The organism is Streptomyces sp. H39-S7 (assembly GCF_027158205.1).
Lineage (GTDB): Bacteria > Actinomycetota > Actinomycetes > Streptomycetales > Streptomycetaceae > Actinacidiphila.
This window is the reverse complement of record NZ_JAPVLU010000022.1, coordinates 54,804-81,799: the sequence shown is the minus strand read 5'-3', so window position 1 is coordinate 81,799 and position 26,996 is coordinate 54,804. Positions and strand designations below refer to the sequence as shown.

Genomic DNA, 26,996 nt, shown 5'->3' with positions numbered 1-26,996 from the left:
ATTTCCCTGGAGTACCCATGGTTAGCCCCCGAAGCGGCCTATTCGACCGAGCTGATCCTTGCGCGGATCTGTGCGACGAGCGCGTTCTCCGAGCCCAGGGTGGGCTCGACCCGGTCGAGGGCTGCGTGATAAAGGGCGATCGCCTTTCGGTGTGCGCCGGCCTCCTGGTGAGTGTCCGCCAGGGTGAGTTGGGCGATCAGGACGTTCGGGTGGTCGCCGAGGGTTAACTGCCAATGGGCGAGGTTGGCTTCGTATAGCGGCACGGCCAGATCGGGTCGGCCGTCGGCACGGTGGATCTCGGCCAGGTACTGCCGTTGTCCGAGAGTGTCCGGGTGGGTGGCGCCGAGTTCCTTCCCAGTGAGTGCGACCGTGTGTTCCAGCAGTTCGGCCGCCCGGGCGAGGCCGCCGGACCTGCCGTGGGCGCGTGCCAGCATGGCGGTGGCGTGGAGCGTCTGCGGGTGGGTGCCGCCGAGTTCGACGTCCAGTTGCGAGCGGATGTCCTCGAGGATGGCGACTGCCTGTGCTGCATTGCCGGATTCGAGGTAGGCGGCAGCCAGGTGCACCTTGCCGGTCACCGTGTGCGGGTGGATGTCGCCGAAGATTCGGTCGGCGTGCTGTGTGGCGGCCTCAAGGAGCTGGATGGCGCGCCCGACGTCGCCGGCAGTGAGATGCGCGGCGGCCAGGTTGATCCGACACACCACGGTGTGCGGGTGATCCTCGCTGAGCGACCGGACGCACCGTTCCAGCGTCGTCTCCAAGAGGGGGACGGCACGCGCTGGATCGTCGGTCAGCCGCAGCGCTTCGGCCAGGCTGATGCAGTTGGCCAGGGTGTCCGGGTGGGATTCGCCGAAGACCTGCTCGCATTGGGTCACTGTGGTCGTGTAGAGCAGGACAGCGTGAGCCAGATCGCCCGCCGCGCTGTGGGCCTTCGCGAGGTTGCTCCGGGTGGCGAGCGTGTGGGGGTGGATCTCGCCGAGCAGTTCGGCGCGATGGTTGAGGACGGCGTTGTACTGGGCGATTGCCCGAGCGTTGTCGCCGGCAGCCCGATACGCATCTGCCAGCCCGTTCCTGGTGGTGAGGGTCTGGGGGTGAGTGTCGCCTAGAAGGTGGGCACTCTGCGCGGCCGCACTCTCCAGCAGTGCGACGGAACGGGACGCGTTCCCGGCGTCTCGGTAGGCGCATCCGAGGTTTGCGCGGACGGCAATGGTCTCCGGGTGGGCCTCGCCATACGCCTCCTCGCTCTGGGCCAGGGCCGTTTCGAGGTGATGGGCCGCCTTTTCGGGGCGTCCGGCGCTCAGGTGGGCGGCAGCGAGGTTGTTCCGGCTGGAGATGGTCTCAGGGGCGCTGTCGCCGAGTGCCCGCTGCCGGTGGGCGAGGACGGCGGTGTACAGCGGAATGGCGCGGGACAGGTCACCCGCCGCGAGGTAGGCCGCCGCCAGGTTGTTCTGGCTGCTCAGCGTGACAGGATGGGTCGGTCCTAGGGATCGCTCGTACTGCGTGAGGGTCGCTTCATGCAGAGAGACGGCACCTACCAGGTCGCCGGACACCTGGTAGGTGCAGGCCAGTTCCTCGCAGCTGACGAGAGTGTCGGGGTGGTCGTCGCCAAGTGCTCGCCTACGCCGGGCCAACGTCCCCTCGTGAAGTGCGACGGCTCGGGTCAAATCGCCGGAATCACGGTAAGAGGTGGCGAGGTTGGAGGCGACGGTAAGCGTCCCCGGGTGGGAGTCGCCGAAGACCTGCTCGCACTGGGCGACCAGCGGTTCGAGGATCGCGATGGACCGGCCGAAGTCCCTCGCTCCGTGGTAGGCGTTGGCCAGGTTCGCGCGGACCTTCATGGTGAGTTCGTGTTCCGCGCCGGCGAGTGCTTCGCAGCTGGCGAGGGCCGCCGTGAGCAGCGGAACGGCGCGGGCGTCGTGGCCGAGGTCGGTGAGGTAGCTCGCAGCGCTCGCATACCTTCCGGCGGGAAAGGTGTCCGAGTGCCCGTCAGGAGTGGTGGCCGCGAGCGCGACAACGTGCGGGAGCAGCCGATCCCAGGCGGAAGATCGGCCGGAACTGGGAGGTTCTCCCAGTGGGACGACCGCGGCGCACAGCAGCCGTTCGGCCTCCAGCCGGCCAGCTGGAGCCGTGCCACCGAGGGTCGACTGACTCCGGATGGTGGTCTGGACCAGTCGGTGGACGCTCACTGCGTCCCGGGTGAGGGAGACCATGCAGTAGACGCCGAGGATCCCAAGGGCCTCGTGGAGGTCGTCGCTGTCGTCGGCGACCGAGGCCAGCAGTTCCACCGGTATGTCATCAGGTGCCAGCCATGCCAGCGTGGACAGAATGGCGACCGCCAGGGGGTTGCGCTCGGCGAGGGTGCCGATTGTCTGGCCCCAGATCCGGGCAATAGTGCGCTCTGGGTCGACGCCGTCGGGAGCCTTGTCCAACTTGCCGACCAGTCTTCGGCGATAGCTTTCGATGCCGATCGTCGGGTTCTGTGCGAGGTAGGCGCCGGCCTGCTCCAGCGCGAGGGGGAGTTGCCCGAGGTCAGCTGCGAGGGCGCGGACCTCCTGTGTCTGACGGGGGGTCGGCGAATTCCCGCACGCGTGCCGGCAGAGGAGTTCGCTCGCTTCGATCAGGTCGAGTACGTCCAGGGCGAGGGGCGTGACCGAGGTTGGCCAGCCAGCTGCCCGTCGGCTGGTGGCGATGACGTAGCCGTCCGGCGCGCCGACGTAGGGCCGCAGATCGGCCGGGTCCTCGACGTTGTCGAAGACCAGCAACCAACCGGGATGCCAATGCAGCCACATCATCGCCCAAGCGACACGTTCCTCGGTGGATGCGCTGCCAGCCCATGCGGGAATCAGTCGCAGAGCGAGATTGGCCAGCGACTGCTCGATGCGGGCGGGCGAATCGGCGGCGATCCACCACGCCACGGTGTGGTCACGACGGTGCCTGTGGGCATACGCGAGCGCGAGGGTGCTCTTCCCGACGCCGCCGAGGCCTTGGACGACGGCAGCCCCGCAAGCTCGCTGTCCAGGCTGCGCCACGAACAAGCCGTGCAGTCGATCCAGCGCGTCCGTGCGACCGACACACAGGGGGACCGGTGGCAGGTTGGTGAGGCCGCCCGGCGCCTGAACGTCACGCGCCGAGTTGAGCAACTCGGCTGACAGGATGGTGACGGGGCCGGTGATCGCCGTTCCGATTCGGTGGGCGGCGATGGACCCGGCCCCTGCTGCCTGGAAGGTGAAGTTCGTCACCGCGCGGCCCGCCCGCCCTCGCCGCCGAGGGTGGCGTCCGATACTTCCCCGCCGCTTCCGGACGTGGCCCGGGCCGGAAGAGACTGCCGCACCGGCGGCCCGCTGCGTGTGCGTGCACTCATCTCAGTCCCCTCGCCGGGCCGGCCGGATGCCTCGCTCTCCGGCACGGAGCGTACGCGTTCTTCATGCCGGGTTCAGTATCGGCCGGGCTACCGCGGCAGGGGCCGACCTGGAGTCTGGCCCTCCGTTACACACACGATCGTCGATGTCGGGGCCGCCAGGCTCCCCGCAGGAGTCAGCGGTCGCAACAGCGCCCTCAGTACTGCTCAGCGGTCGGCGGTGCCTGGTGGCACGACCCACTCGGTGGGTTGGCCGGTGAGGGAGGCGATCATGTCGAAGTCGCCGTCGTAGTGGAGCACGGTCAGCCGGTTCAGTTCCGCTGTGGCGGCGATCAGGAGGTCGGGAAGTGACAGTGCCCGGTGGAAGCCCGCGTTGAGTGCGTGGCGCTGGACCTTCAGTGCGCGGGTAAAGGTGTCGTCGTCACTGGACAGGTAGTCGAAGGCGCGGAGCCAGGTGCTGATTCGCGTTGCCTCAGCGGAATCCCGGGCCGAGTGGATCATCTCGTACTCGGTGGGTTGGCAGACTACAAGCAGATAGCGCTCATGGAGGGGCTTGAGTACCTCTCTGACGCCGGGCTTCGTCCAGCGTGCCAAAGCTGATTTGTCGATCAGGTAGCGGTCTTGCATCAGGCGGCCCGGCCGCCTCGGCGCTTGAGGGTCCCGTCGCCGTTGCGAGGACCGGTGCTCTCGATGATCTCGCTGAAGTCGAAGTCGCCGGCTTCCATGGCCTCGAAGCCCTCCTGCCGCAGGTGTCGCTTGACGGCATCTTCCATAGCGAGCCGTACGGCCTGGGCTTTTGTCTTGGTGCCAAAGATGCGCATTGCCTCGGCGACCATGGTCTCGTCAAGGTCGATCACTGTCCTCGCCATGCTGGCCTCCCTCGGATGTCAGACACGCCAAACGATATCACCATGACTTGAATAGCGATATCGTTTAGCGCTCTCCTGCGGGTTCACCTGAGCGAGAGCGGTCCGGTCAGATGGCGGCGAGGTCGACCGTGACGGGGAAGGGCACGACGGCTTTGATCACGCCGGTGAACACCTCGCCGTCCCGGTAGGCCCTGCTGGCAGGATCCAGAACGTAGGTGTAGACGAGCGGAATGCCCGTGGCGGCCTGCTCGATCCGCCAGTAGAACGGGATGGCCGCCTTGGCGTACTGATCCACCTTCACGACGCGGTCCGTGGTCTCCGAGCCCGGCGAGACGACCTCGACGACCAGGAGTACGTGCTCAGGGCGGGTAGGCGTGAGGTCGAGGGTGTCCGCGCGGTACACGACGACATCCGGACGCCGATTTGTCAGCGGTACGTTCTGCAGGCGGACGTCGAAGTCCGTGTCGGCGTTCCAGTCCGCCCCCGCGGCGGAATCCAGGGCGTTGGCCAGGATCCGGGCCAGCCGATTGTGCCGCTTCGTCGTGCTCGGGCTCACGACGACCATCCCGTCCACGATCTCGATGCCGGCGCACTGCTCCGCGGACCACGAGTCGTACTGCTCCGCGCTGATCTGCGTGTGCATCCACGCCGGCGCGACCATCTCAGCAGACATGGCGTACCTCCCTCGAGGATGCTCGACGGTTCTGCGGCTCAGCCTACTGGTCGGTGCCGTCGGAACGCCTCAGCGAACGGTCGGACGGCCGTCTGTGACCGGCGTAGGACGACCGTTCGGGGACGGCTCGAAGGCGTTTCGATGATCGCGACGTGGGTGTGGAGGTGATCGCCTTCAGCGCGGCGGCGGGAAGTTCCGTCCCAGCCTCGATGCCGTACACGTCGCAGGGCGACACCGTGTGTGAGGGTGGGTACATGGCCAATCGACTCAGCCGTTCCACCTCTCCCTACCTCCTCCAGCACGCCGACAACCCTGTGGACTGGTGGCCGTGGGGCGCGGAGGCGTTCGCCGAGGCCCGCGAGCGCGGGGTGCCGGTGCTGCTCAGCGTCGGTTACAGCAGTTGCCACTGGTGCCATGTGATGGCGCATGAATCGTTCGAGGACGAGACGGTCGCCGCCCACCTCAACGAGCACTTCGTGCCGGTGAAGGTCGACCGCGAGGAGCGGCCGGACGTCGACGCCGTCTACATGGAGGCCGTGCAGGCGGCGACCGGGCAGGGCGGCTGGCCCATGACGGTGTTCCTGACCCCGGACGCCGAGCCGTTCTACTTCGGCACGTACTTCCCGCCCGAGCCGCGCCACGGCATGCCCTCGTTCCGGCAGGTGCTGGACGGCGTGAGCACGGCCTGGCGGGAGCGGCGGGACGAGGTGGACGAGGTCGCCGCGCGCATCGTCAAGGACCTCGGCGACCGGCAGAGCGCCTACGGGGCGTCGGTGACACCCGGCGCGAAGGAACTGGACGCCGCGCTGCTCGCGCTGGCCGGGGAGTACGACGCGGAGCACGGCGGCTTCGGCGGAGCGCCGAAGTTCCCGCCGTCCATGGCCGTGGAGTTCCTGCTCCGCCACCACGCCCGCACCGGATCGGAGGACGCCCTGCGGATGGCGTCCGACACCTGCGAGGCGATGGCCCGCGGCGGCATCTACGACCAGCTGGGCGGCGGCTTCGCCCGGTACGCGGTGGACCGCACCTGGACCGTGCCGCACTTCGAGAAGATGCTCTACGACAACGCGCTGCTGTGCCGCGTCTACGCGCACCTGTGGCGCTCCACCGGCTCGGATCTCGCGCGCCGTGTCGCGCTGGAGACCGCCGACTTCATGGTGCGCGAACTGCGCACGAGCGAGGGCGGGTTCGCGTCAGCGCTGGATGCCGACAGCGACCGGAAAGAGGAAGGGGCGCGCGAAGCGCTTCCGCAGAAGGGTGGTGGTGGGCGACGGGAGGGCGGTTCGCACGCCGAAGGGGCGTTCTACGCCTGGACGCCCGAGGAACTGCGGGCGGTGCTCGGCGAGCAGGACGCGGCGTTCGCCGCGGCGCACTTCGGGGTGACGCGCGAGGGCACCTTCGAGGAGGGCGCCTCCGTGCTGCGGCTGGCGGCGGACGCCGCGCCCGGTGACGCGGACCGCGCGGCGTCGATCCGTGAGCGGCTGCTCGCGGCCCGCGAGGAGCGGCCGCGGCCCGGCCGGGACGACAAGGTCGTCGCCGCGTGGAACGGCCTGGCCATCGCGGCGCTCGCCGAGACCGGCGCGTACTTCGACCGCCCGGACCTGGTCAGGGCCGCACTGGACGCGGCCGACGTGCTGGTGCGGGTCCACATGGACCACGCCGGCCGCCTCGCCCGCACGTCGCGCGACGGTGTCGTGGGCGCCAACTCCGGGGTGCTGGAGGACTACGCGGATGTCGCCGAGGGCTTCCTCGCCCTCGGCGCGGTCACCGGCGAAGGCGTCTGGCTGGACTTCGCGGGGCTGTTCCTCGACTCGGTGGTGCACCACTTCATCGCCCCCGACGGCACGCTCTACGACACCGCCGACGACGCCGAGGCGCTGATCCGCCGCCCCCAGGACCCGACCGACAACGCCACCCCGTCCGGCTGGACGGCCGCCGCCGGTGCTCTGCTGTCGTACGCCGCCCACACCGGGTCGAGCGCCCACCGCGAGGCGGCGGAACGCGCGCTCGGCGTCGTGGGGGCACTGGCGCCGCGCGCGCCGCGCTTCATCGGGTGGGGGCTCGCCGTCGCCGAGGCGGCCCTGGACGGCCCCCGGGAGATCGCGGTGGTGGGAGCGCCCGACCACCCGGCGACCGCCGCGCTGCACCGGACGGCGCTGCTGGCCACCGCCCCCGGCGCCGTGGTGGCACCGGGCGCGCCCGGCAGTGACGAGTTCCCCCTGCTGCACGAGCGGCCGCTCGTCGGCGACCGCCCGGCGGCGTACGTCTGCCGGCACTTCGTGTGCGACGCGCCGACCACCGATCCGGCCGCGCTGGCCGCGCTGGTGGGAACCGCGCCCGGAACGGCTTAGAGGGTCAGTCCGCGCTCCAGCACGTCCAGGGTGCGCTCGACGACGTCCAGGAGGTCGCCGCGCTGGTCGTGCTCGGCCCAGTGCATCGTGGCCTCCTGGAAGGCGCCGAGTACCGCCCCGGTGAAGATCCGCAGTTCCAGGTCGTCCGCCGGGCGGTCGGTGCGCTCGGCGATGACGCGGGCGAGCATCCGGCTGGTCAGCGACATGCTCTCCATGGAGCGGGCGCGGACGGCCGGCACGTCCCGCAGCAGCCTGGTCCTGGCGCTGAGGTCCGCGCGTTCCTGCGGGTCCTCGTAGACGGCGCGCAGCGCTTCCACGATGGCGTGCCGGATCGCCTGGAGCGGGGACTCGCCGGCCGGGCGGGCCCGGATCGCCGCCTCGATCAGCGGGTCGTACTCGTCCGTGAGGACGATGTCCTCCTTGGTGGGGAAGTACCGGAAGACGGTGCTGGGGGAGACGTCGGCGGCCTCGGCGATCCGGTCGACGGGCGTGGCGTCGTACCCCTGCTCCTCGAAGAGCCGGTACGCGGCCCTGCGGATCGCCTGGCGGGTCTGGATCTTCTTCCGCTCCCGCAGGCCGGTCTTCGGCGGGCCGGGCGGGGCGCTGGTCGTGGCGGCCGTGGTGCGTGCTGGCATGCCCGTCATTGTCCGGCATCGGCGGGCAGCGCGGCCACCGGCGGTGCGGCTCCGGAGTCCTCGGGCTCGGCATCCGGTCCGGTCACCGCGTCGGCACCGTCCTTGGGCAGCAGCGTCGCGGTCAGCAGCGCCGCCAGGAGGGCGGTGACGCCGCAGACCAGCAGGACCGTCGACATGCCGTGCACGTAGGCGGCGTTCGCGGCGGAGGCGAGGCCGGGGTCGCCGAGCCTGCCGGCCACCACGTGGGCCGCGACGACGGAGTCGGCGGCGGCGTGCGGCGCCCCGGCCGGCAGCCGGTCGGCGTAGGCGCCGACCAGCAGCGAACCGAGCAGCGCGATCCCGATCGCGGCGCCCACCTGCCGCACGGTGCTCAGCAGTCCCGAGCCGCTGCCCGCCCGGTCGGTGGGCAGCGCGCTGAGCGCCGCCGTCATGGCGGGGACCACGGCGAAGCCGAACCCGAAGCCGACGACGGACAGCCACAGGGCGGTGAAGCCGTAGCCGGTGTCGACGGTGGTACGGCTGCCGAGGAACGCCGCGAGGGCGAGGACCACCAGGCCGCCGCTGATCACCGCGCGGGCGCCGAACCGCTGGATGAGGGAGGCGCTGCCCTTGGCGGCGAACATCACGCCGCCCATCATCGGCAGCAGTCGCAGGCCGGTGCCGAAGGCGTCGTTGCCGAGCACCGCCGTCAGGTACGGCGGGAGGACGAACATCAGCCCGGAGAAGATGAACATGCCCAGGGTCGCGGCGAGCGTGTTGAGCAGGAACGGGCGGTGGCCGAGCAGCGTCATGTCCAGCATCGGCCGGGCCATCCGGCGTTCGCGCAGGACGAGGGCGGCGATCAGGACGGCGGCCCCGGCGAGCATCCCCACCACGACCGGGTCGGTCCAGCCGCGGGCGGGCGCCTCGATGATCCCGTAGATGAGCGTGCCGAGGCCGGCGGCGGTGAGCGCGGTGGAGACCGCGTCGACCTTGGGCGACGCCGGGTCGCGGGTCTCGGGCAGCAGGAAGACACAGGCGATGATCCCGAGGGCGGCCATCGGGACGTTGATCAGGAAGACCGATCCCCACCAGAAGTGGTTGAGCAGGAAGCCGCCGATGATCGGGCCGAGCGGCATCCCGAGCGCGGAGGCGGCGGTGACGATGCCGACCGCCTTGGCGCGCTCGTTGGGCGCGAAGAGCGACGGCAGCACGGCGAGGGCGAGCGGCATGACCAGCGCGCCGCCGATGCCCATGACCGCGCGGGCGGCGATGACCGGCTCGACGCTGGTGGCCAGCGAGCCGACGAGCGAGCCGGCGAGGAAGATCCCGAGACCGGTCACGAGCATCCTGCGGCGGCCGAAGCGGTCGCCGAGCAGCCCCGCGGGGAGCATCAGGGCGGCGAAGACGACGACGTAGGCGTCCGCCATCCACTGCTGCTCGCCGGTGGTGGCGCCGAGTTGGCCGGCCATCGTCGGGAGCGCCACGTTCAGGATCGTCATGTCGAAGCCGAGCACGAGCATGCTCGCGACCATGGCTCCGAGCGCCCACCAGCGCCGGGGGTCGAGCTGTGCGGTCATGACACTCCTCCGTCAAATTTTCAAGAGCTGCTATCAATTGATAGTAGCTCGCAAAAGATGGAGCCTGTCAATATTCTGTTGTGCGCCGGGCGGGGGAAGGCGTCCGGGTACGCAAAGGCGCCCGCGACCGGATCGGTCGCGGGCGCCTGGGTCGAGTCTGCGGCGGGCCGTTGGGCGGTTGCCTTGAGCGGGGCATGAGCCGGAGTCCAGGCCCCTCGCGGCGGCTACGCGTGCCGGTAGGCGACCAGGGAGATCCCGACGTAGTGGGCGGCGAAGGCCGCCAGCGTCAGGGTGTGGAACACCTCGTGGAAGCCGAACCATTGGGGCGAGGGGTTGGGGCGCTTGAGGGCGTAGATGACGCCGCCCGCGCTGTAGAGCAGGCCGCCGGCGACGACCAGGACCAGTACCGCGATGCCGCCGGTGCGCAGGAATTCCGGCAGGTAGAAGACAGCCGCCCAGCCGAGCGCGATGTAGCAGGGGGTGTAGAGCCAGCGCGGGGCGCCGACCCAGAAGACCCGGAAGGCGATGCCGGCCAGCGCGCCGGCCCAGACGAACCACAGCAGCGGGGTCGCCTTGTTCGACGGGAGCAACAGGATCGCGAGCGGCGTGTAGCTGCCGGCGATGATCAGGAAGATGTTGGAGTGGTCCAGGCGGCGCAGGATCGCCTCGCCCCTCGGACCCCAGGTCCCCCGGTGGTAGAGGCCGCTCACGCCGAACAGCGCGCAGGCCGTCACGGTGAAGACTCCGCAGGCGATGCGCCCCCGGGTGCTCTCCGCGAAGGCGGTCAGTACCACTCCCGCGATGAGTACCGCTGGGAACATACCGGCATGAATCCACCCTCTGAACAGGGGCTTCAGGAGGGTGGGCGGGTCGAGCTCTTCTACGGCTTGAGACACAGCGGAAGTCTCCTCGACGGGGTCCATGGCGTCAATCCTACCTACGGGACCGTAGGTTACGGCACCGTAGCTTCGGCGGGTGAAGTGGCGATGCTCACCCTTTGCGCCCTGGACAGATCGGGTTTTCTCCCCCGACACTCATATGAGTGCAGTCGGCACCGGATGAGCGGCCACGTGGCGTCCGGGTCGCAGCCCCCAAGGGGCCGAGGTAGTTCCACCATGCGGACAGCAGGACTAGAGTCCGCAAAACCCTCAAATCTGACGCCGAATCTGTGCAAATTCGGCGGGACGGAGCGATCGTGGCGCGCGAAATTGCGGCTCCCACCAATCACAAGGACCTGATCGCCTGGGTCGGCGAAATCGCCGAGATCACCCAGCCGGACGAGATCGTGTGGTGCGACGGCTCGGAGGCCGAGTACCAGCGCCTCTGTGACGACCTCGTGGCGAACGGCACCTTCAAGCAGCTCGACCCCGACAAGCGCCCGAACTCCTACTACGCCGCCTCCGACCCCACCGACGTGGCCCGGGTCGAGGACCGCACGTTCATCTGCTCCGAGCGCGAGCAGGACGCCGGCCCGACCAACCGGTGGAAAGCCCCGGCGGAGATGCACGAGATCTTCTCGGGCGACCAGGGCCTGTTCCGCGGCTCCATGCGCGGCCGCACCATGTACGTCGTCCCGTTCTGCATGGGCCCGGTCGGCTCCCCGCTCTCCGCCAACGGCGTCGAGATCACCGACTCCGCGTACGTCGCCGTCGCCATGCGCACCATGACCCGCATGGGCAAGGCCGTCCTGGACGACCTCGGCGACGACGGCTTCTTCGTCAAGGCCGTGCACACCCTCGGCGCGCCGCTCGCCGAGGGACAGGCCGACGTGCCGTGGCCCTGCAACACCACCAAGTACATCTCGCACTTCCCCGAGACCCGCGAGATCTGGTCCTACGGTTCCGGCTACGGCGGCAACGCCCTGCTCGGCAAGAAGTGCTACGCGCTGCGCATCGCCTCCGTCATGGCCCGCGACGAGGGCTGGCTCGCCGAGCACATGCTGATCCTCAAGCTGACCCCGCCGACCGGCGAGGCCAAGTACATCGCCGCCGCGTTCCCCTCGGCCTGCGGCAAGACCAACCTCGCGATGCTGCAGCCGACCATCCCCGGCTGGACCGTCGAGACCGTCGGCGACGACATCGCCTGGATGCGCTTCGGCGAGGACGGCCAGCTCTACGCGATCAACCCCGAGGCCGGCTTCTTCGGCGTGGCGCCCGGCACCGGCGACGACACCAACGCCAACGCCATGAAGACCATGTACGCCAACACGGTCTTCACCAACGTCGCCCTGACCGACGACGGCGACGTCTGGTGGGAGGGCATGACGGACGAGCCGCCGGCCCACCTCATCGACTGGAAGGGCAACGACTGGACGCCCGAGTCCGGCACCCCGGCCGCGCACCCCAACGCCCGGTTCGCCGTCCCGGCCTCGCAGTGCCCGACCATCGCGCCCGAGTGGGAGGACCCCAAGGGCGTGCCGATCTCCGCGATCCTCTTCGGCGGCCGCCGCGCCAGCGCGGTGCCGCTGGTCACCGAGTCCTTCAACTGGCAGCACGGCGTCTTCATCGGCTCCAACATCGCCTCGGAGAAGACCGCCGCCGCCGAGGGCAAGGTCGGCGAGCTGCGCCGCGACCCGTTCGCCATGCTGCCGTTCTGCGGCTACAACATGGGCGACTACTTCGGCCACTGGATCAAGATCGGCCAGCAGGCCGACGCCGCCAAGCTGCCGAAGATCTACTACGTCAACTGGTTCCGCAAGGACGCCGGCGGCCGCTTCGTGTGGCCGGGCTTCGGCGAGAACAGCCGGGTCCTGAAGTGGATCGTCGAACGCCTCAACGGCGAGGGCGAGGGCGTCGAGACGCCCATCGGCATCCTCCCGGCCGCGGGCGCCCTCGACACCGAGGGGCTCGACATCTCGCAGGAGGACCTGGACCTGCTGCTCTCCGTCGACCTCGAGGTCTGGCGCGACGAGGCCGGCCTGATCCCCTCCCACCTGGAGACCTTCGGCGAGCACACACCGAAGGAACTGTGGGACGAGTACCGCGCGCTGGTCGCCCGCCTGGGCTGACGACCCGCCTCCGGCGCGGTTCCCCCTCTCGCGGGGGCGGGGGCCCGCCGGGCTCGGAGACATGGACTCGGGCGGACCACCCGCATGTGCGATGCGGGTGGCCCGCCCGGTGGCGCGGCTTCCGGCCGCACGGCAGACACCCCGACCAAGACCGTCTGCCGGACGGACCGATGCCAACCCTCACGCCGAGGGCCCGGTCACGACGCACGTCGTGACCGGGCCCTCGGGCGTTTTCGGCGAGCGAGAGCGCCTACGGCTGGCTGTAGCCGTCCAGGAAGCGCGCGATGCGCGCGACGGCCTCCGTCAGATCGTCCGCGTACGGCAGGGTCACGATGCGGAAGTGGTCCGGCTCGTGCCAGTTGAAGCCGGTGCCGTGCACCACCATGATCTTCTCGGCGCGCAGCAGGTCGAGGACCATCTGCCGGTCGTCCTTGATCTTGTAGACGCTCGGGTCCAGCCGGGGGAAGAGGTAGAGCGCGCCCTTCGGCTTGACGCAGGTGACACCCGGGATCTGGGTGAGCGCGTCGTACGCGGCGTCGCGCTGCGCCAGCAGCCGGCCGCCGGGCAGGATGAGGCTGTTGATCGACTGATGGCCGCCGAGCGCGGTGGCGATCGCGTGCTGGGCGGGCATGTTGGCGCACAGCCGCATGTTGGCCAGGATCGTCAGACCCTCGATGTAGCTGGAGGCGTGCGCCTTCGGACCGCACACCGCCATCCACCCGCTGCGGTACCCCGCCACCCGGTACGCCTTGGACAGCCCGTTGAACGTCAGCGTCAGCAGGTCGGGGGCGATGGCCGAGGTCGGGGTGTGCGTGGCGCCGTCGTACAGGATCTTGTCGTAGATCTCGTCGGAGCAGACGATCAGCTTGTGGCGGCGCGCGATGTCGGTGAGACCGCGCAGCATCTCGTCGTCGTAGACCGCGCCCGTGGGGTTGTTCGGGTTGATGATGACGATGGCCTTGGTGCGGTCGGTGACCTTGCGCTCGATGTCCGCGAGGTCCGGCATCCAGTCGGCCTGCTCGTCGCAGCGGTAGTGCACCGCGGTACCGCCGGCCAGCGAGACCGAGGCCGTCCACAGCGGGTAGTCGGGCGCGGGGACCAGCACCTCGTCGCCGTCGTCGAGCAGCGCCTGCATCGACATCTGGATGAGCTCCGAGACGCCGTTGCCGAGGTAGACGTCGTCGACCTCCAGCGGGATGCCCTTGGTCTGGTAGTGCTGCATCACCGCCCGGCGCGCCGAGAGCAGGCCCTTCGCGTCGCCGTAACCGTGCGCGTCACCCAGGGTGCGCAGCATGTCCTCGAGGATCTCGGGCGGGCACTCGAAGCCGAAGGGCGCCGGATTGCCGGTGTTGAGCTTGAGGATGCGATGGCCCGCCGCCTCGAGCCGCATCGCCTCTTCGAGGACCGGGCCTCGGATCTCGTAACAGACATTCGCGAGCTTCGTGGACTGGATCACCTGCTGCATGCCCGTCACCTTACGGGCGAGTACGCCCGGCCGCCCGGTGTTTTTCGCCACGTCGGCACGGGATGGTGGCCCTTTGCTCCGTCCGGCCGCCCGCACGGCGGCCGGACGGCGGGGCCGTCCGGCCCGCTGACCGGCCGTGCCGCGCCCACTACCGTCGCGCCGGCTCCCGCCGGACCGAGCGGCCCGCCAGGACGTCCGTGCGGCGGCCGTCCTCGATGACGAAACGGCCGTCGATGAGGACGTGCGGGATGCCGGTCGGCAGGACGCGCGGGGCGTCGAAGGAGGAACCGGCCGCCACCGTCGCCGGGTCGAAGAGCACCAGGTCCGCCCGGTAGCCCTCGCGGACCAGGCCCCGGTCGGGCAGCCGCAGCCGGGCGGCCGGGCGGGAGGTGAGGTGCGCGACGCACTCCTCCAGGGAGAGGATGCCCAGCTCGCGCACGTACGTGCCCAGGTACTCGGGGAAGGTCCCGTACGCGCGCGGGTGCGGCTTGTAGCCCATCAGGATGCCGTCGCTGCCGCCGGTGTGGACCCGGTGCCGCATGATCGCCCGGACGTTCTCCTCGTGGCCGACGTGCTGCAGGATCGTCGTCCCCAGCCGGTCGGCGATCAGCAGCCGCCGGGCCGTCACGAACGGCTCCTCGCCGCGTTCGGCCGCGCTGCGCGCGACGGTCCTGCCGACGCAGCCCGCGAGTCCGGGGTCGCTCACCCCGGAGATCTCGATCGTCGCCCAGTCCATCGGCACGCCGTGGCAGCCGTCCGCCCCGTCGACCTCCATCACGTGGCGGATGCGCTCCGCCGTCGCGTCGTCCCGCAGCCGTGCGAGCGTCGCCTCCGGACCGCCCTCCGTCGCCCAGCTCGGCAGCATCGCCGCGAGCGTCGTGCAGCCGGGGAGGTAGGGGTACGTGTCGAGCGAGATGTCGGAGCCCGCGTCGAGGGCCCGGTCCAGCAGTTCCAGCAGCTCCGGCGCCCTGCCCTTGTTCACCCCGAAGTTCATCGTCGCGTGCGCCAGGTGCAGGGCGCAGCCGGCGTCCCGGGTCAGCGCCACCATCTCCTCGTACGCCTGGAGCGCGCCCGCCCCGTACGAGCGGTGGTGCGGGCAGTAGTAGCCGTCGTACGCCGCCACCACCCGGCACAGCTCGGTGAGTTCGGCGTCCGACGCGTACATCCCCGGCGTGTACGTCAGCCCCGACGACAGGCCGACGGCGCCCTGTTCCAGCCCCTCCGCCACCAGCCGCTTCATCGTGGTCACCTCGGCCGCCGTGGCCGGGCGGTCCTCCCAGCCCAGCGCCAGCATCCGGACGGTGCCCTGCGGGACGAGGTACGCGGCGTTCACCGCGATGCCCCGGTCGAGCCGGTCCAGGTACTCGCCGACGCTGCGCCAGTCGAAGTCGATGTCCGAGCCGTCACCGTTCCAGCCGGTGATCTGCGCGCGGACCTCGGCGAGGGTGCGGTCGTCGACGGGCGCGTACGACAGCCCGTCCTGCCCCAGCACCTCCAGCGTCACGCCCTGGGCGGCCTTCGCGGAGTGGTCGGGGTCCCGCAGCAGGGCGAGATCGCTGTGCGCGTGCATGTCGATGAACCCGGGGGCGAGCGCCAGGCCGCCCGCGTCGACGACCCGGGTCCCGGTCAGCCGCACGTCCCCGAAGCGTGCCTCGTCCTCGGGCCGGATCTCGGCGATCCGGCCCGCGTCGATGCCGATGTCGGCCCGGTACGCGGCCTCCCCGCTTCCGTCGATGACGCTCACGTCGCGGAACACGAGATCCATGCCGGTGCCTTTCCTCTGCTCGGACGGGTGACTGGGTGGGAAGACGGCTCAGAAGAACGTGCGGATGTACTCCGTGACCGTGCCGTCCGCCTCGACCAGCGGCAGCAGCTTCCACTTGTCGAACGCCGTGCAGGGGTGGGAGAGGCCGAGGCCGACCCATTCGCCGATCTCCAGACCGGCGCCGGGGGCGATGGCGACGAACGTGTGCTGGTCGGAGAGGGCCGTCACCGTCAGCCCGGCCGCCGGCCGCAGCACGCCGTCCGTGCCGCGGACGACCTGCGGTTCCGGCAGTCCGAGGTCGAAGGAGGCGTCGCGCTTGCCGGCGTTGAGGAAGGCGAGCGCGGTCTCCGGCTTCGAGACGACCTGGGCCCACAGCCGGAACGCGGGCTGGAGAGCGCCTTCCTGGGGGATCCGGTCGTGGAACGGGGTGATCTCGCGGTAGTGGCCGTCGTCGTGGGTGATGTACGCGCCCGAGCGCAGCAGCTTGAGCAGCGGCTTCGAGAAGTCCGCCGCCCCGACCGGCTGGAACACCTCGGCGACCGCGTCGAACCAGCCGCTGCCGCCCGCGCTGAGGATGATCTCGTCGGCGTCCGCGAAGCGTCCGGCGGCGTCGAAGTCCCGGGTGAGGGCGACGAGCCGGTTCAGCCAGTCGCGGACGGTCTCCGGCGTCTTGACGGGGATCTCGCCCTCGTACCCGGCGACCCCGACGAGCCGCAGGTGGCGGGCGGCGCCGACGGCGTCGGCGACCTCGGTGGCGGCCGCGGCGCCGCGTACGCCGGTACGTCCGCCCTCCTCGCCCAGCTCCACGACGACGTCGACGGGGCGGGACCGGTCGCCGGTGGCGAGGGCCGCGTCCATCAGCTCCACGCCGCGCACGGAGTCGACGTAGCAGGCGAAGCGGAAGTCCGGGTCGGCGGCGAGTTCGGCGGCGAGCCAGCGCAGCGCGGCGGCGTCCACCAACTCGTTCGCCAGGAAGATCCGTTGGACGCCGAAGGCGCGGTACACCCGGACCTGGGTAGGGACGGCGGCCGTGATGCCCCAGGCGCCGCGGCCGATTTGGCGGGCGAAGAGCTGCGGCGCCATCGACGTCTTGCCGTGCGGGGCGAAGGCGAGGCCGTACTTCTCGGAGTAGCTCTCCATCAGCGCGAGATTGTGCTCCAGGGACTCGGCGGACAGCGTGAGCACCGGAGTGGTGAAGCCGCCGTCGAAGAGCGAGCGCCGCTCGGCCGCCAGCTCACCGAGGGTCAGCTCCGCGGCATCCGGCGGCAGGCCCTTGAAGCGGAAACCGACCCGCTCCTCGTGCAGCCGCTCGGTCGTCTTCGCGACGTCCATGGAACCTCCTGGAGAATCTCTTCGCGGACCCTTGCGTTGCAACATGTGCAACGTCCATTGCATGTCGTGCTTTGAGCTGTCTAACATCCCGGCAAGCACCGGGTCAACGGTGTGTGAAGCACCGGCCAGTGGCCGGGGCGGGTGGAGCCCGCCGGACACCACGACCCCATGAGGAGCGAGAGCGACCGTGCCCGCAGTCCCGAGCGGCCCGCAGTTCGACGTAGCGTGCCTTGGCGAATCCATGGTCACCTTCGTGCCCTCGCAGCCCGGCAGCCTCGCCGACGTCCCCGCCTTCCACCGCGGGATCGGCGGCGCCGAGTCCAACGTCGCCTGCGCCCTCGCCCGCTCCGGTCACAGCGCCCGCTGGATCAGCCGCGTCGGCGGCGACGGCTTCGGCGACCACCTGATCCGCGCCGTCGCCGCGACCGGCGTCGACGTCACCGCCGTCCAGCGCGACGCCGACCGCCCCACCGGCATCTACTTCAAGGAGCAGTTGGCGGACCGTACCGCCGTGCTCTACTACCGCGCCGGCTCCGCGGCCGCCGCCATGTCCCCGGAGACCGTGCACCGGCGCGACGCCTGGTCCGGCCGCATCCTGCACCTGTCCGGCATCACCGCGGCGCTGTCGCCCGAGTGCCGTGCCCTCATGCGTTCCCTGGTCGCCCGCGAGCCGGGCCGGCCCCTCGTCTCGTACGACGTGAACTTCCGCCCGGCCCTGTGGCGCACCGGCGACGACCCCTGGCTGCTCGCCGAACTCGCCCGCGGCTGCGACATCGTCTTCGTCGGCGAGGACGAGGCGCAGGACGCCTGGGGCCTGGCCGACGCCGCCGCCATCCGCACCGCGCTCCCCGAGCCCACCGTCCTCGTCGTCAAACAGGGCAGCACGGGCGCCACCGCCTTCACGGGCGACACCGCGACCTTCGTGCCGGCCCTCGGCGTCGACGTCGTCGAGCCCGTCGGCGCCGGTGACGCGTTCGCCGCAGGCTTCCTCTCCGCCACCCTGCGCGGGCTGTCCCTCGCCGACCGGCTGCGCCACGGGCACGTCATGGCCGCCGCCGCCCTCACCGTCCCCGGCGACCTTGGCACCCCGCCCGCACGCGCCCACGCCGACGCCCTTGTCGCCCTCGGCGACGAAGCGTGGGGGACACTGCGGCTGGGCCCCGGATGGACGGACCAGGCCGGTGGGACGGAACCGGCCAGTGGGACGGACCAGGCCGATGGGACGGAACCGGCCGGACAGACGGATCGGGCCGGACGGACGGAGAAGGACAGATGAGCCAAACAGTCGACCGCGCGCTGCGCATCCTGCCGCTGCTCGCGGAGGGACCCGCCAACCTCGAACAGGTCGCCACCCGCCTCGACGTCCACAAGTCCACGGCGCTCCGGCTGCTGCGCACCCTCCACGAGCACGGCATGGTCTACCGCCAGGAGGACCAGCGCTACCGGCTCGGAGCCCGGCTCTTCGCCCTCGCCCAGCAGGCCATGGAGACCCTGGACGTACGGGAGATCGCCCACCCGCACCTCCTCGCGCTCAACGAGAAGATCGGCCACACCATCCACCTCGCGGTCTACGAGGAGGGCGAGGTCGTCTACATCGACAAGGTCGAGAGCCGCTACCCCGTACGGATGTACTCGCGGATCGGCAAGCCCGTCGCGATCACCGTGGCCGCCGTCGCCAAACTGCTCCTGTCCGACCTCCCCGAGGCCGAGCGCCGCTCCATCGCCGAGCGCCTCGAATACCCCAGGTACACGGCCCGGTCGACACCCGACGCGGCCGCCTTCCTCACCGAGCTCCTGCGCGTGCGCGACCAGGGCTGGGCCACCGACCTCGGCGGCCACGAGGAATCCATCAACTGCGTCGGCGCCCCCATCCGGGGCGCCGACGGCAGGATCGCCGCGGCGATGTCCGTCTCCGCGCCGAACGTCGTCGTCACCGCCGACGAACTGCTCAAACTGCGCCCGCTGATCCTCCGTACCGCGGAGGCCATCAGCCGGGAGTACTCAGGAAACACCGTTTCGAAGGACACCCCATGAGCGACAGCAAGACCGCCATCACCCCGGCGACCCACACCACCCCGCCCGCCAGGTTCTCGCACGGCGTGCGCAAGGGCAACCTCCTCCAGGTCGCCGGCCAGGTCGGCTTCCTGCCGGCGGTGGACGGCCAGGCCCCGACCCCCGCGGGACCGACGCTCCGCGAACAGACCCTCCAGACGTTCGCGAACGTCAAGGCGATCCTCGAAGAGGGCGGCTCCTCCTGGGAGGACGTCATCATGACGCGCGTCTACCTCACCGACACCGCGCACTTCGCGGAGTTCAACACGATCTACAACGAGTACTTCGCCGGCCTGAAGGAAGCCCCGTCGGCCCGCACCACCGTCTACGTCGGCCTCCCCGCCGGCCTGCTGATCGAGATCGACGCGCTGGCCGTCCTCGGCTGAGCTTTTCCCTGAGCTCTTCCCCTGAGCTCTTCCCCTTGCAGCACCGCGCCACCCGACCCCCGACACCGCACGGCACGGCGCCCGCACCACGGGCGCCGTGCCGCGGTCCCCCCTGCCCGCATCCCCGAATACGGAGTCCCCACGTGTTCTCATCGCTCACCACCCTCGCCGCGGACCCGCCACCACCGGTGCCGCACACCGGCGGCCTCCTCCTGCTGATCCACGGCACGGCCGGCCTGCTGACCGTCGCAGCCCTCGGCATCGGCCTGCTGCTCCTGCTCATCATCAAGGCGCGCGTCCAGCCGTTCGTCGCCCTGCTCGGCGTCTCCATAGCCGTCGGCCTCGCCGCGGGACTGTCCGTCACCGAACTCTTCGGCACGGTGCAGAAGTCCAGCGCCACCTCGCTCATCGAGACCGGCATGGGCGGCACCCTCGGCCACATCGCGATCATCATCGCGCTGGGCACGATGCTCGGCGCGATCCTCGAGATATCCGGCGGCGCCGAAGCACTCTCCGGCCGCCTGCTCAGCGCCTTCGGCGAGAAGCGCGCCCCGCTCGCGATGGGCCTGACCGGCCTCATCTTCGGCATCCCGGTCTTCTTCGACGTCGGCATCTTCGTCCTCGCGCCGATCGTCTACGCCGCCGCCAAGCGCAACGGCAAGTCGATGGTCCTCTACGCGATGCCGCTGCTCGCGGGCCTCTCCATGACCCACGCGTTCCTGCCCCCGCACCCGGGACCGGTCGCCGCCGCCGGCCTGCTGCACGTCCAGCTCGGCTGGGTCATCCTGATGGGCGCCGCCGTCGGCATCCCGTCCGTCATCGCCGCCTGGGTCTACGCCGCCTGGATCGGCAACCGCATCTTCGTCCCCGTCCCGCAGGACATGGTCGACGCGGCCGACGAGGCGAAGGCGGCCGTCGCCGCCGAGCAGCAGGCCGCGGGCGTCACCCCCGTCGAGACCCCCGTCTCGCTCGGCACGGTCCTCGCCATCATCGGCACCCCGCTGCTGCTCATCCTGTGCGCGACGTTCTCCTCCATCGCCCTGGACCCGAGCACCCTCCGATCGGTCATCGAGTTCTTCGGCCACCCCTTCGTGGCCCTGATGATCGCGCTCTTCCTCGCCTACTACCTGCTCGGCATCCGCCGCGGCTGGTCCCGCAAGTCCCTCGAAACCGTCTCGACGTCCTCGCTCAAGCCGGTCGGCAACATCCTGCTGGTGGTCGGCGCGGGCGGTGTCTTCGGCGCCGTCCTCAAGGGCAGCGGGGTCGCTCAGGCGCTCGCCGACGCCTTCGACAGCGCGGGCCTCCCGATCATCGTGCTGGCCTGGCTGATCTCGGTGGTCCTGCGCGTGGCCCAGGGCTCCGCGACCGTCGCCATCGTCACCACCGCCGGAATCGTCGCCCCCATGCTCTCCGCGGGCGACTTCTCCCAGGCCCACCTGGCCCTGGTCATCATGGCGATCTCCGCCGGCTCCATCTTCGCCTCACACGTCAACGACGGCGGCTTCTGGATGGTCTCCAAGTACTTCGGCATCTCCGAACGCGACACCCTCAAGTCCTGGACGGTCCTCGAGTCCGTCCTGTCGGTATCGGGCTTCGTGGTCGCCGCGTCGCTCAGCCTTGTTATCTAGGCCGAAGGGGTGCGCCTGCCCGCGGGCGGGGCCGGCGCGCCCCTTCTCGTATCAACGGTCGATATCCGCGGGAATGTCATCAGCGACCCCCGCCCACCACCCCTCCTCGTCATCCGCCCGCACTTTGATCCCGTGCACGAGGGCATCGATGTCGGGCCCGACGTCGTGCAGCCGCACCAGGTCGCCGGTGGAGGCGAACACGACGACGTCGAGTGCGTGCGTCTCGTCGCGGAAGGCGTACCAGAGGTTGGCGACGATCTCGTTGTCGTCTAGCACGACGTGCCCCAGGGCTTTTAGGCCCTCGCCGAGGTGGCCGGCGTGGAAGGTGTCGAGTTGTGGAGGGCGGAGGAGTTCGGGGTCTTCGGCGCGGCAGAGGCGTCTGAGCGCGCGGGTTCGATCGCCCTCGGCGGGAAAGTAGCCTAGCGAGACGGTGAAGGACGCACGGGCATCGTCCGTCATGTGGAGGTACGTGCGCATGCCGAGTTGACGCTTGGCGTGGGCATCGTAGGACCGGATGATCGCCTTTGACAGCCGTCGCATGGGGAACCACCTGTACGGCTGCCGACGGAGGGCGAGGATGGTGTCCGCAGATGATTGCGCCCATTGGTTCTGGTCATCCCATCCCGCCTCCTCCCATGAAGGCACAGGGGTGATGTCAACCCAGGTGTCCAGCCGATAGAGAACATCTACCCAGCTCAATTCGGGTCTCCGGTTGTGAGGTCGGGGTCGAGCCAACTGGTGTGGAACTTGAACGAGTCCTTGGCTGAGCCGTAGGAATCCACGCTTGGCTTGGAGGCGAAGATCTCGCTGTTGCCTGCCGATTTATCTGCGAGATCAGCCGACGTGCCGACTGCGAAGGCTCTGAAATTCTTCACTGCGCTGCCGCCGACATCGCGGGCTGCAGATTGAACGGCTGAACTCTCCGCATGCTTGGCACCTTCATGCGCACTCGCCTTCTTGGCTACGGCTGTCTCTCTGGACCCGCCCGAACGCAGGATTTCGGCCGCCGAAACCTTCGGCTCGTGTTGCGACGGGTACTTCGCCGCTGCGCGGGCCTGCGCGTCCATGCGTTTTAGCTGGCGTTGGAGGAACTGCCGTCTCGGCTTCGAGATGGTCCGATTCTGCAGCTCGCGCGCGATCCCCTGGCGGGCATCGCGCTGGCCCGCTCTCGACGCCGCCACGGCGTCCTTCGCCGCCTGCCGCGAGGCAACCCTCGTCGCGTCGACTCCCGCCGTCACCCCCCGCTCCGCCGCCTTGCCCATGCGCAGCGTCAGGATGGCGACGATGTCGAGGCCGACATCGGCCCACGTGCCGTTGCCTGTGGCGGCCAGGGTGGTGTGGATGAGGGCCGTGCCGTAGGTGGCGGCTTCTGCTCCGGCGAGGGCCCAGGAGGCTGCCAGGGCGAGCCAGGCCGGGGCGGTGGGAGCGCAGGCGATGAGGACGGCGGCGATGGCGACGACCGTGGCGATCCAGCCGATGATCTCCAGTGCTTCGTTGATCCAGGCGGCGTTGCGTTCGAGGAGGTTGGAGGTCCAGCTCCAGTACGAGTCCTCCAGCGAGTCGTCGAGGATCTCCTCGATGGCGCCGGAGAGGCGGCGCGCGTCGGATGCGTAGTCTCCGACGGCGCCGTCGAAGACGGCCTGCGCTCGGACGAGTGACGCGCGGGCGTGGTCGAGGTCGCTCTTTTGGGTGGGGGTGAGATCCGCTTCGGGGAGGGCGTCGAGCGGGGTGATGATGTCGTGCGCGGCGGTGGCGGCGCGGTGGGCGTCGAGGGTCTGGTGCTGGGCGTCCTCGACGGCTTCGGCCCAGGCCGAGACCTTGACGGCGACCTTCTCGTAACGGTCGGCGACCTTGCCGAGTTTGTCGCGCAGGCGGTCCGCGCCGTCCTGGAGGGCATCCGCGTAGTCGCCCTTCAGGCCGGTGCCGTCGGACAGGGCCCGGAGCCGGGCGATCTGGGTGCGGATCTCGATGGCGGTGTCGGACAGGGTCCGACGGCCGGTGCGGATGTCGGCGGGGGAGCCGGGGGTGGGGTCGGCGTGGCGGTCCTCGGTGCGGAGGGGGTGCCAGTCGTGCGGGCGGCGGGGCATCGGGAGGGCTCAGCCCTTCGCTCGGGCGGCGAGTTCGCGGTCGACGGACGCGAAGGCGGCCTTCGTCTCGCGGATGAGGTTGAGGACCTGGCCGAGGTTCCAGAGGGTCTCCTTGCGGTTGTCCTTCCAGTTGTCCGAGAAGGTGTGCATCACGTCGGCCATGCGGGGCGCGCCGACGGCGTGGGCGAGGGCGTCCTGGGTGGCGGGGCAGCGCTGCAGGGCTGCCCGGATCGAGCCGAGGGAGTGCTCCGAGGCGTCGAGGAGACGGCCGTCGACCTTCAAGTCGGCTGTGTTCGTGCATGTGTTGGACATTTGTCCGGACTCCTGTGGGGTTGTGTCCTTGTGGAACGATTCGGTCTGGCATAGGTCACAGGCATGAATCAGCGACGGAACAGGGTGCGGTTGTGGCGGTTGTTGGATACGGGCTGGTGCTTCCCCCCGGCTGGGGGCGGATCCCGCTGCGCGAGGGGACCGAGGACGCGATCCGGGGGATCGTGGGGGCGGCCTTCGACGGTTCCCACGGGGACGCGGTGGCGCGGTTACGGGTCCGGTTGGAGGGCCGGCTGCGGGAGTTGGCCGTCCGGGCGCGCCGGGACGGCGCCGGGATCGACCTCTACCTCCCCGTACGGTCGCGCGGCGGAGCCGCACCGCCGCCCGCGTCGTTCGTCGTGTCGGAGCTGGCGGTGGAGGGCAGGAAGGAGCGGCGCGAGTACGTCGTGGGTGAGGCCCGGCGGGTGGACTACGTGCTGCCGCTCCCCGGCGTCCCCGGACGCTGCCTGGCCGCCGCGTTCTCGACGCCGACGGCCGACGTGGAGCCCCGGCTCGCCGATCTGATGGTGGAGCTGTTCGACGCTGTGATGACCACTTTCCGCTGGGACGCGGACCCGGATGTGGACCCGGAAGGTACCTGACCGCGGAACGCACCTGACCGCATCGCTCCCTGGCGTGGCGGTAGGAAGCAGCAGAAGAAGATCTACAGCCGCATTGCTGGTGGGAGACCTCCGGCGCTTCTTCGGTTCCCTGCGCTGACGGAACGCGCAGTGAACACCCCCTGAAGCAGGGGCGTCGGGTGAACGGGCATTCGGGTCACCGGGCGCATCCGGGGTTTCGGCGGGTTAGCGTCCTTTGCGGAGGAAGCCATGCCGACGAAGGAAGCCGCCCCGAAAGGGGCCGGTGACAGCGCCACCAGTGACACCAGCACCAGCACCGCCACCCCGGCTCAACGACGCGAAACCGCCCCGCACATCCGGCGCCGTGCCACCGCCCTGGCCGCGTTGATCACCGCGCTGGCGTTCTGCGTCGGCGACGCCGTCGCGACGACCTTTCCGTTCGGGCACCACAGCCGCAGCGTCAGCGACCTGGGCAACCAGTTCGTCCCGTTCCACGCCCACCTGTGGGACCTGCTGCACGGCAGGGCCGACGGCGGTCTGCTCGTCAACTGGCAGTCCGGGTACGGCTCCAGCTTCCTCCCCGACCTCGGCACATATCTGAGCAGCCCCTTCGCGCTGCTGGTCGGTCTCTTCCCCCGGGACGAGACCGACCTGGCGGTGTACGTGATCACTGTCCTGAAGATGGCGTCGGCGGGCGCCGCGATGGCGTTCCTGCTGCTGACGCTCCGCAAGGGCCGCTGGTGGACGGCCGGGACGCTCGGCGCCTCGTACGCGCTGTGCGGCTGGTCGATGGCCGAGGCGTCGTACAACCTGATGTGGCTGGACGGGCTCATCGCGTTCCCGCTGCTGTGCCTGGTCGGCGAGTGGGCGCTGACGAACCGGCGCCCGGTGCTCGGTCCGCTGGTCGTGGCCCTCGCCTGGACGGCCAACTTCTACACGGCGTACATGGCGACGATCGGCGCCGCGCTCGTCCTGCTGCTGCGGCTGCTGCTCGGGCGGGAGGACGTGCGGCGCCGGCTCGCCGTGCTGGGGCGGGCCGTGCTGGCGGTGCTGCTCGGCATCGGGCTGGCGGCGCCGCTGATCCTCGTCGTCTACAAGGCGACGAAGCTCGCGCACCCCGGCCGCGTCAACGACTTCGCGCCCGCGACCATGCCCGACGTGCTGGCCCGGCTGCTGCCGGGCACGTACACCTTCGAGACGCCGGCCGTCTGGGTCGGCACGGCCGCGCTGCTGCTCGCGCTGACCCTGCCGTTCAACACCGCCGTCGACCGGCGCGAACGGGCCGGCTGGAGCGCGCTCGTGGTGCTGGTGCTGCTGTCCATGCAGTGGAAGCCCACGCACCTGGCGTGGCACGCGTTCGCGACGCCCAACGGCAGTTCGTACCGGCAGACGTTCGTGCTCTGCGGGGTGCTGGTCATCGCCGGCTGGCTCTCCCTCGCGCAGGGCGCGCCACGGTGGAAGCCGCTGCTGGGCGGGGTCGGGCTGCTCGTGGTGGTGGCCGCGATCGGCAGCACCAGCGTCGTCACGGAGTCCTGGACGGTGCCGCTGCTGGCGCTCTCGCTGGCCCTGGTGGTCGGCAGCCTCGTCCTCCTGCGGACGGTGGAGGCGCGGCAGCGCACCACCCGCTGGGTGCCGGTGCTGGCCGCCCTGCTGCTGGTGGGTGCGCAGGTGGGGGAGTCGGCGGTCGCGGAGGCGGCGTACGACAAGGCGCGGCTCGGGCGGCTCGACGACTACGGGCCGTGGAGCCAGCGCCAGGACGTGCAGAGCGCCGCGGTCAGCCGGTCCGACGGCTGGCCCGCGTACCGGACGGATCCCGGCGTCTGGCAGACGGTCGGCAACGACCCGCTGGTCGTCGGCGGGCAGGGCGCCCAGTACTACAGCAGTCTCACCTCGGAGGTCTGGGCGAGCACCCTGACCGCGCTCGGCGGCGGCTACTCCTCGCGCGGCCGGTCGCCGCGCAGCATCGACGGGCCGGTCACGGACGCGATCTTCTCCGTCGGCGCCCGGCTGCACTCCGACCAGGACCCGTTCCGGCACCCGCTGCGCGGCCCGTACACGACGACGGTGTCGGTCTCGCGGATGGACGTTCCCCCGCTGGTGACCGTCCGCCCGGCGGGCCCGCCCCGGTCCTACGGCGACAACACCTTCCGCAACCAGGAGGCCCTGCTCGGCGCCCGGGTCTACACCGTCCCGGTGGTCGACGTGCGCGACGCCGACGGCAGTGTGCCGCGGCTGACGCTGAACGGCCAGTACGGGGTCAGGGCACGCGAGGCGGGGAAGTGGGGGCCGACGCAGGTGCTGCGGGCGCACTGCCCGGCGGGCAGTGAGGTCTTCCTGTCGGTGCCGGACTTCGCCGGGCAGGGCGGGTTGCACGGGGTGTCCGGCGGGGTGCGCTTCGACGCCCGCCCGCCGCAGAACCGAGCGACCGTCCAGCCGATGGGAAAGGTGCCGGCCTCGGGTGAGGTGCGGGTGGACCTGATAGCGCTGGGAGCCGGAGCGCTGCCGCGGGAGCCGATCGGCTGTCTCGACCCGGCGAAGCTCACCGCCCGGGTGGCCGTACTGAAGGCCACCGGCGCGACGCGGGTGTCGGTGTCCGGCAGTCGGCTGAGCGCGGAACTGCCGCCCGGCAGTACGGGTGTGGCCGTGATCGCAGCCCCGGCGATCGAGGGGTGGAGCTGTTCGGCGGGCGGCGGCGCCGCCAGGCCGGCCGGCAACCACCTGGGTCTGCTGTCGGTCCCGCTGGACGGCACCTCGCGCACCATCAGCTGCGACTTCACCCCGCCGGGGCTCAGGGCGGGCTCAGCGGTGGGCGGCGCCGCGGCGCTGGGGGTCCTGGCGCTGGCCGGGTACCGGTGGTGGTCGCGCCGACGCCGGGACGGCGAGGCGGCGGCGACATGACACCGCGCCCGCCGGGAGGCGATGAGCCGTCCCGGGGGGCGCGG

21 protein-coding genes are annotated in these 26,996 nt (G+C 70.7%); 8 read left to right on the top strand and 13 right to left on the bottom strand.

The genetic code is table 11. The annotated features are described in order from the left end of the window. Positions 1-38: 38 nt before the first annotated feature. The 4 genes from O3X23_RS22180 to O3X23_RS22165 form a co-directional block, all read right to left on the bottom strand. Positions 39-3,236 (bottom strand): tetratricopeptide repeat protein, encoded by a 3,198-nt coding sequence (locus O3X23_RS22180; RefSeq protein ID WP_269273225.1) that lies wholly within the window; start codon positions 3,234-3,236, stop codon positions 39-41. Between the two features lie 326 nt (positions 3,237-3,562). Further along, positions 3,563-3,982 carry a PIN domain nuclease gene (locus O3X23_RS22175; protein ID WP_269273224.1) on the bottom strand — a complete coding sequence of 140 codons (420 nt, stop codon included), beginning with the start codon at positions 3,980-3,982 and terminating at the stop codon, positions 3,563-3,565. Then, positions 3,982-4,224, bottom strand: coding sequence for a type II toxin-antitoxin system VapB family antitoxin (locus O3X23_RS22170; protein WP_269273223.1), 243 nt, complete (start codon positions 4,222-4,224; stop codon positions 3,982-3,984). The genes O3X23_RS22175 and O3X23_RS22170 overlap by 1 nt, the downstream gene beginning before the upstream one ends. A 106-nt stretch (positions 4,225-4,330) precedes the next feature. Further along, positions 4,331-4,897, bottom strand: coding sequence for a Uma2 family endonuclease (locus tag O3X23_RS22165; RefSeq protein ID WP_269273222.1), 567 nt, complete (start codon positions 4,895-4,897; stop codon positions 4,331-4,333). 254 nt (positions 4,898-5,151) lie between these two features. On the opposite strand from O3X23_RS22165, the gene O3X23_RS22160 reads away from it, so the two are divergent. Further along, positions 5,152-7,248, top strand: coding sequence for a thioredoxin domain-containing protein (locus tag O3X23_RS22160; protein WP_269273221.1), 2,097 nt, complete (start codon positions 5,152-5,154; stop codon positions 7,246-7,248). Here the strand turns inward: O3X23_RS22160 and O3X23_RS22155 are convergent. The 3 genes from O3X23_RS22155 to trhA form a co-directional block, all read right to left on the bottom strand. Next, entirely contained in the window at positions 7,245-7,883 is a 639-nt protein-coding gene (locus tag O3X23_RS22155) for an acyl-CoA-like ligand-binding transcription factor (protein ID WP_269273220.1), read from the bottom strand. The genes O3X23_RS22160 and O3X23_RS22155 overlap by 4 nt on opposite strands. Positions 7,884-7,888: 5 nt before the next feature. Further along, positions 7,889-9,442: a DHA2 family efflux MFS transporter permease subunit gene (locus tag O3X23_RS22150; RefSeq protein ID WP_269273219.1), complete on the bottom strand. Its 1,554-nt coding sequence runs from the start codon at positions 9,440-9,442 to the stop codon at positions 7,889-7,891. A 224-nt stretch (positions 9,443-9,666) separates the two neighbouring features. Next, complete coding sequence (gene trhA / locus O3X23_RS22145) at positions 9,667-10,365, bottom strand: PAQR family membrane homeostasis protein TrhA (RefSeq protein ID WP_269273218.1); 699 nt, start codon at positions 10,363-10,365, stop codon at positions 9,667-9,669. A gap of 272 nt (positions 10,366-10,637) precedes the next feature. Between trhA and O3X23_RS22140 the strand changes: the two genes are divergently transcribed. Continuing rightward, entirely contained in the window at positions 10,638-12,449 is a 1,812-nt protein-coding gene (locus O3X23_RS22140) for a phosphoenolpyruvate carboxykinase (GTP) (protein ID WP_269273217.1), read from the top strand. A 250-nt stretch (positions 12,450-12,699) separates the two neighbouring features. Here the strand turns inward: O3X23_RS22140 and O3X23_RS22135 are convergent, their stop codons facing one another. From O3X23_RS22135 to O3X23_RS22125, 3 genes are all read right to left on the bottom strand, one after another. Beyond that, positions 12,700-13,914, bottom strand: coding sequence for a pyridoxal phosphate-dependent aminotransferase (locus O3X23_RS22135; RefSeq protein WP_269273216.1), 1,215 nt, complete (start codon positions 13,912-13,914; stop codon positions 12,700-12,702). A 148-nt stretch (positions 13,915-14,062) separates the two neighbouring features. Beyond that, positions 14,063-15,679, bottom strand: coding sequence for an N-acyl-D-amino-acid deacylase family protein (locus O3X23_RS22130; RefSeq protein WP_269273215.1), 1,617 nt, complete (start codon positions 15,677-15,679; stop codon positions 14,063-14,065). Positions 15,680-15,727: 48 nt separating this feature from the next. Beyond that, positions 15,728-17,011: an amino acid deaminase gene (locus tag O3X23_RS22125; protein ID WP_269273214.1), complete on the bottom strand. Its 1,284-nt coding sequence runs from the start codon at positions 17,009-17,011 to the stop codon at positions 15,728-15,730. Positions 17,012-17,198: 187 nt separating this feature from the next. Between O3X23_RS22125 and O3X23_RS22120 the strand changes: the two genes are divergently transcribed. From O3X23_RS22120 to O3X23_RS22105, 4 genes are all read left to right on the top strand, one after another. Further along, positions 17,199-18,287 (top strand): sugar kinase, encoded by a 1,089-nt coding sequence (locus O3X23_RS22120; protein ID WP_269273213.1) that lies wholly within the window; start codon positions 17,199-17,201, stop codon positions 18,285-18,287. Then, positions 18,284-19,045 carry an IclR family transcriptional regulator gene (locus tag O3X23_RS22115; RefSeq protein ID WP_269273212.1) on the top strand — a complete coding sequence of 254 codons (762 nt, stop codon included), beginning with the start codon at positions 18,284-18,286 and terminating at the stop codon, positions 19,043-19,045. The genes O3X23_RS22120 and O3X23_RS22115 overlap by 4 nt, the downstream gene beginning before the upstream one ends. Next, the gene (locus O3X23_RS22110; RefSeq protein ID WP_269273211.1) at positions 19,042-19,449 is read left to right on the top strand and encodes a RidA family protein; all 408 of its coding nucleotides are present in this window, start codon (positions 19,042-19,044) and stop codon (positions 19,447-19,449) included. The genes O3X23_RS22115 and O3X23_RS22110 overlap by 4 nt, the downstream gene beginning before the upstream one ends. A 143-nt stretch (positions 19,450-19,592) precedes the next feature. Next, on the top strand, positions 19,593-21,077 hold the full coding sequence (locus O3X23_RS22105; RefSeq protein ID WP_269273210.1) for a GntP family permease: 1,485 nt from the start codon (positions 19,593-19,595) through the stop codon (positions 21,075-21,077). A 51-nt stretch (positions 21,078-21,128) separates the two neighbouring features. On the opposite strand, the gene O3X23_RS22100 is transcribed toward O3X23_RS22105, so the two are convergent. The 3 genes from O3X23_RS22100 to O3X23_RS22090 form a co-directional block, all read right to left on the bottom strand. Continuing rightward, on the bottom strand, positions 21,129-21,617 hold the full coding sequence (locus O3X23_RS22100; RefSeq protein ID WP_269273209.1) for a hypothetical protein: 489 nt from the start codon (positions 21,615-21,617) through the stop codon (positions 21,129-21,131). A 155-nt stretch (positions 21,618-21,772) separates the two neighbouring features. Then, entirely contained in the window at positions 21,773-23,164 is a 1,392-nt protein-coding gene (locus O3X23_RS22095; RefSeq protein ID WP_269273208.1) for a hypothetical protein, read from the bottom strand. A gap of 9 nt (positions 23,165-23,173) precedes the next feature. Next, complete coding sequence (locus tag O3X23_RS22090; protein WP_269273207.1) at positions 23,174-23,476, bottom strand: hypothetical protein; 303 nt, start codon at positions 23,474-23,476, stop codon at positions 23,174-23,176. Between the two features lie 92 nt (positions 23,477-23,568). Here O3X23_RS22090 and O3X23_RS22085 point away from each other — a divergent pair, with 92 nt between their 5' ends. Both O3X23_RS22085 and O3X23_RS22080 read left to right on the top strand, forming a co-directional pair. After that, on the top strand, positions 23,569-24,075 hold the full coding sequence (locus tag O3X23_RS22085; RefSeq protein WP_269273206.1) for a hypothetical protein: 507 nt from the start codon (positions 23,569-23,571) through the stop codon (positions 24,073-24,075). A gap of 228 nt (positions 24,076-24,303) precedes the next feature. Beyond that, positions 24,304-26,952 carry a YfhO family protein gene (locus O3X23_RS22080; RefSeq protein ID WP_269273205.1) on the top strand — a complete coding sequence of 883 codons (2,649 nt, stop codon included), beginning with the start codon at positions 24,304-24,306 and terminating at the stop codon, positions 26,950-26,952. Positions 26,953-26,996 lie beyond the last annotated feature (44 nt).

What these genes read in the sequence shown, in the direction of transcription:
- O3X23_RS22175 (WP_269273224.1), bottom strand. Translation starts at nt 3,982, where the DNA reads ATGCAAGACCGCTACCTGATCGACAAATCAGCTTTGGCACGCTGGACG.
- O3X23_RS22170 (WP_269273223.1), bottom strand. Translation starts at nt 4,224, where the DNA reads ATGGCGAGGACAGTGATCGACCTTGACGAGACCATGGTCGCCGAGGCA.
- O3X23_RS22165 (WP_269273222.1), bottom strand. Translation starts at nt 4,897, where the DNA reads ATGTCTGCTGAGATGGTCGCGCCGGCGTGGATGCACACGCAGATCAGC.
- O3X23_RS22160 (WP_269273221.1), top strand. Translation starts at nt 5,152, where the DNA reads ATGGCCAATCGACTCAGCCGTTCCACCTCTCCCTACCTCCTCCAGCAC.
- O3X23_RS22155 (WP_269273220.1), bottom strand. Translation starts at nt 7,883, where the DNA reads ATGCCAGCACGCACCACGGCCGCCACGACCAGCGCCCCGCCCGGCCCG.
- O3X23_RS22150 (WP_269273219.1), bottom strand. Translation starts at nt 9,442, where the DNA reads ATGACCGCACAGCTCGACCCCCGGCGCTGGTGGGCGCTCGGAGCCATG.
- trhA (WP_269273218.1), bottom strand. Translation starts at nt 10,365, where the DNA reads ATGGACCCCGTCGAGGAGACTTCCGCTGTGTCTCAAGCCGTAGAAGAG.
- O3X23_RS22135 (WP_269273216.1), bottom strand. Translation starts at nt 13,914, where the DNA reads ATGCAGCAGGTGATCCAGTCCACGAAGCTCGCGAATGTCTGTTACGAG.
- O3X23_RS22130 (WP_269273215.1), bottom strand. Translation starts at nt 15,679, where the DNA reads ATGGATCTCGTGTTCCGCGACGTGAGCGTCATCGACGGAAGCGGGGAG.
- O3X23_RS22125 (WP_269273214.1), bottom strand. Translation starts at nt 17,011, where the DNA reads ATGGACGTCGCGAAGACGACCGAGCGGCTGCACGAGGAGCGGGTCGGT.
- O3X23_RS22115 (WP_269273212.1), top strand. Translation starts at nt 18,284, where the DNA reads ATGAGCCAAACAGTCGACCGCGCGCTGCGCATCCTGCCGCTGCTCGCG.
- O3X23_RS22110 (WP_269273211.1), top strand. Translation starts at nt 19,042, where the DNA reads ATGAGCGACAGCAAGACCGCCATCACCCCGGCGACCCACACCACCCCG.
- O3X23_RS22100 (WP_269273209.1), bottom strand. Translation starts at nt 21,617, where the DNA reads ATGCGACGGCTGTCAAAGGCGATCATCCGGTCCTACGATGCCCACGCC.
- O3X23_RS22095 (WP_269273208.1), bottom strand. Translation starts at nt 23,164, where the DNA reads ATGCCCCGCCGCCCGCACGACTGGCACCCCCTCCGCACCGAGGACCGC.
- O3X23_RS22090 (WP_269273207.1), bottom strand. Translation starts at nt 23,476, where the DNA reads ATGTCCAACACATGCACGAACACAGCCGACTTGAAGGTCGACGGCCGT.
- O3X23_RS22080 (WP_269273205.1), top strand. Translation starts at nt 24,304, where the DNA reads ATGCCGACGAAGGAAGCCGCCCCGAAAGGGGCCGGTGACAGCGCCACC.